This is a genomic window from Enterococcus italicus DSM 15952, from assembly GCF_000185365.1.
In the GTDB taxonomy this organism is placed as follows: domain Bacteria; phylum Bacillota; class Bacilli; order Lactobacillales; family Enterococcaceae; genus Enterococcus_G; species Enterococcus_G italicus.
The window spans coordinates 1-2,729 of record NZ_GL622243.1 but is presented as its reverse complement, the minus strand read 5'-3'; the positions used below and the strand labels follow the sequence as shown (position 1 = coordinate 2,729).

Genomic DNA, 2,729 nt, shown 5'->3' with positions numbered 1-2,729 from the left:
TTGTAGTCTATTTCCATCTTCCATTCCTCCTAGTCTTTATACTGAAACAATGATACCTACTTCTTATTTATAATAATTCTAATTAATGATACCACATCTAAAATTCTATGCAAAAAAATTGGCTTTTTGGAGAGCGATTCTAAACAAAGACCATATAACGCGCAATTACAATTGGTACCCCTTAATCCTCAGCACATAAAGGAAAAAATATGGAATCAAAAAATAACCGATATGTACTCTGGTTATGACTTGAATCAGGGAGAATTTCAGAGACGACACATCATACTTTTTTAGTTTGCACTTGTAAACTAACTAGCGTACATTAAGTTTATGCTCACTATCAAGCGTTGTCAATCCTTTAGACTCTTATCAATTTCGAAAGAAAGTAGCAAGGTTATTGATTGTGACTGTAAAAGTGGGGTGTTCCTATAAGCACATTAAACTATCTTCTCTAATTTATCATGCTATTTAAATTCTGTTTTTTCATGAGAATTTTTGTCCAAAACTTGTTAAAATGATTTTAAAAAATACTTACATACACAATCCCCAAAAGACACTAATGTCATTTCAGTCAAAAAAGATACCGCAGAAAATTTCCACCTGAGATTCAATACGATATTACTCTCTTGACAGCCAGCTTAATTCCTTAGTTGAATAGATTATTAAAGTGCACAAAAAAACAATGCGGCGTTTGTTATATTTTCTGGTATAAGCGACGGTGCTATAAACTTTTTTGCAGATTAAAAATCATATGAATTTAACTCCAGTAACAAGAGTTTAAGTGCCAATGCATGCATGATTCTTTCAATTTCCGTTTTATGAGTAGACAGAGCGATTCCTTCATTGCATTGGAAAACGAGTTTGTTTCTCGTAATATGTATGCTCTCATTTTTGGTTGCATAGTATTCTCTCCATTCGTCTTCATACATAAAATGGCTTGCTGACGAAATGTTTGATTTCTTCGTTGCGTTGGTAAATCAAGAACAAAGTCGGGGTTTGGACGCGTCCAACGCTAAACACGCCTCTCATGCCGTTTTTCTGCATATAAAGCGTGTAAAGACGGGTGAGATTGATTCCTACCAGCCAATCAGCGATTTGTCGGGTTTCTGCTTCTTTGTAAGTGGAATAAAACGCCTGTCCGTCCTTCAGATTTTGAAATCCTTTTTTGATTTCGCTAGTTTCAAGCGAGTTGATCCATAAACGTTTAATGGTTTTCCGGCTATTTCCCGAAAGGTTGATAATCAAGCGGGCGATTGCTTCACCTTCTCGGTCGCTGTCGGTCGCAATCACGATTGTTTCCGCTTCATCTAAATGCTTTTTGACGATCTTGTATACCTGTCAATACGGATTGAACTGTTGTTAATGCTCCGGAAATTCTTCCTTGAATATCTCCTGCAGCTGCACCTAAATATAAAGTTTGGAAATTATTTTGTAGAAAATTCATAGCTCATTCTCCTTTATTTTTCTTCTTCTCTTTGTAAAGCTATTGTTTGTTCTTGCTTTTGTTCTCTAGCCTTGAAATTGTTTATTTGAGTAATCTTTGAGCTCTGCAACTGCTTCAGCTGTCAATCCACTTTTCTGTTCAATCTGATAATTGACTTGTTAGTGATAAGTAGTGATTGTTTGAATTCGATATCCGAAGACAACAACACTCAAAAAAACGTTACAACCTTGTTGAACATCATGATGTTCAACAAGCTATCTTGCTATACAAGGATGTTTTAGAAACGAAAACAATAATTTGACACTAATCCGTTTAAGAATGCTGCTTGAGAAAATTTTATCAAATGACACTACTCAAATTCCTAAAATCGATATCACTAAAGCCCTGGGTCTTATAAATCAAATCATAAGAAGCCACGTACCTGACTTCTTATAATTTCCAATTTTTCACAGACTTTATTACCCCATTAACTATTGACCAGCTGCCAATAATTAGCCAGAAACTACTTGCTGTTGACTTCAATGCCATGGATTTATTCAGCCATTTTTACAAAAAATATTATCCTATCTGACTACTTAATAGACTTAGTGTACTTTGAAAAATCTAAACTCGTATTGGAAAAACTAGCTTTCGTAGCAGACCATGTGGACTCTATCGAATTAAAAATGTGGGCACAATACCTAACAAACGTACTAAATATTTACATGGATGATCAACTTAATGAAAAACAGAATCGATTAAATAAATTAAATCAAATCGTAACAAATTGGCACAATTTATTGCCATCCAGTCATTTGGTAGAAGGTCTACACGGCGCTTTCCAACGTTTATCTGACAGAAACGGTGATCGTCCAAACAACATTCATATTCCACCTGTGTACATTTTAAAGCCATAGGAAAAAGCCTAGTATCTATTGCTAGGCTCTTTTGTATACCTCTACACATTCATTTCCTTCTTCCAGCATTCATAAGACTCAACAGTTGCACTTTTTTTCATTCTCCTACAAATTCCACTAAACAATGACCACTTATAATCATCAAGAATGGCAGTACCTACTCCCCCTAATCCTAAGAAAAACAGTAAAAGTAAATACAAAAATAGCATCATATTCGTCCATAACGATAAAAGAGTCAACAAAAGAGAAACTAAGCCTACTGTAACAAATGAAAAGAACAGAATGCCATAATAAATCTTCAAAAGAACAGACCATTCTTTGATTCTATTAAGAACAGATAACTCCTCCTCCGTCATCAATCAATCCACCTGTTCTTTCTTCTTTTTTGG

4 protein-coding genes and 1 pseudogene are annotated in these 2,729 nt (G+C 34.7%); 1 reads left to right on the top strand and 4 read right to left on the bottom strand.

Annotated elements, in window-relative coordinates:
• Positions 1-740: 740 nt before the first annotated feature.
• The 3 genes and pseudogenes from HMPREF9088_RS10635 to HMPREF9088_RS12115 form a co-directional block, all read right to left on the bottom strand.
• Positions 741-929 (bottom strand): hypothetical protein, encoded by a 189-nt coding sequence (locus HMPREF9088_RS10635; RefSeq protein WP_007209261.1) that lies wholly within the window; start codon positions 927-929, stop codon positions 741-743.
• Positions 928-1,290 (bottom strand): annotated as a pseudogene (locus HMPREF9088_RS10630) (DNA topoisomerase); the annotation flags it as partial. The pseudogene HMPREF9088_RS10630 and the gene HMPREF9088_RS10635, both read right to left, overlap by 2 nt.
• Positions 1,291-1,303: 13 nt before the next feature.
• Positions 1,304-1,444: a hypothetical protein gene (locus HMPREF9088_RS12115; protein WP_002316998.1), complete on the bottom strand. Its 141-nt coding sequence runs from the start codon at positions 1,442-1,444 to the stop codon at positions 1,304-1,306.
• A gap of 521 nt (positions 1,445-1,965) precedes the next feature.
• On the opposite strand from HMPREF9088_RS12115, the gene HMPREF9088_RS12460 reads away from it, so the two are divergent.
• Entirely contained in the window at positions 1,966-2,340 is a 375-nt protein-coding gene (locus HMPREF9088_RS12460; RefSeq protein ID WP_007209259.1) for a hypothetical protein, read from the top strand.
• A gap of 41 nt (positions 2,341-2,381) precedes the next feature.
• Here HMPREF9088_RS12460 and HMPREF9088_RS10620 read toward each other — a convergent pair whose 3' ends face one another.
• Positions 2,382-2,696: a hypothetical protein gene (locus HMPREF9088_RS10620; protein WP_007209258.1), complete on the bottom strand. Its 315-nt coding sequence runs from the start codon at positions 2,694-2,696 to the stop codon at positions 2,382-2,384.
• Positions 2,697-2,729: the final 33 nt, after the last annotated feature.

Coding starts and splice junctions, on each gene's coding strand:
- HMPREF9088_RS12115 (WP_002316998.1), bottom strand. CDS start 1,444: ATGAATTTTCTACAAAATAATTTCCAAACTTTATATTTAGGTGCAGCT.
- HMPREF9088_RS10620 (WP_007209258.1), bottom strand. CDS start 2,696: ATGACGGAGGAGGAGTTATCTGTTCTTAATAGAATCAAAGAATGGTCT.
- HMPREF9088_RS12460 (WP_007209259.1), top strand. CDS start 1,966: ATGCCATGGATTTATTCAGCCATTTTTACAAAAAATATTATCCTATCT.
- HMPREF9088_RS10635 (WP_007209261.1), bottom strand. CDS start 929: ATGTATGAAGACGAATGGAGAGAATACTATGCAACCAAAAATGAGAGC.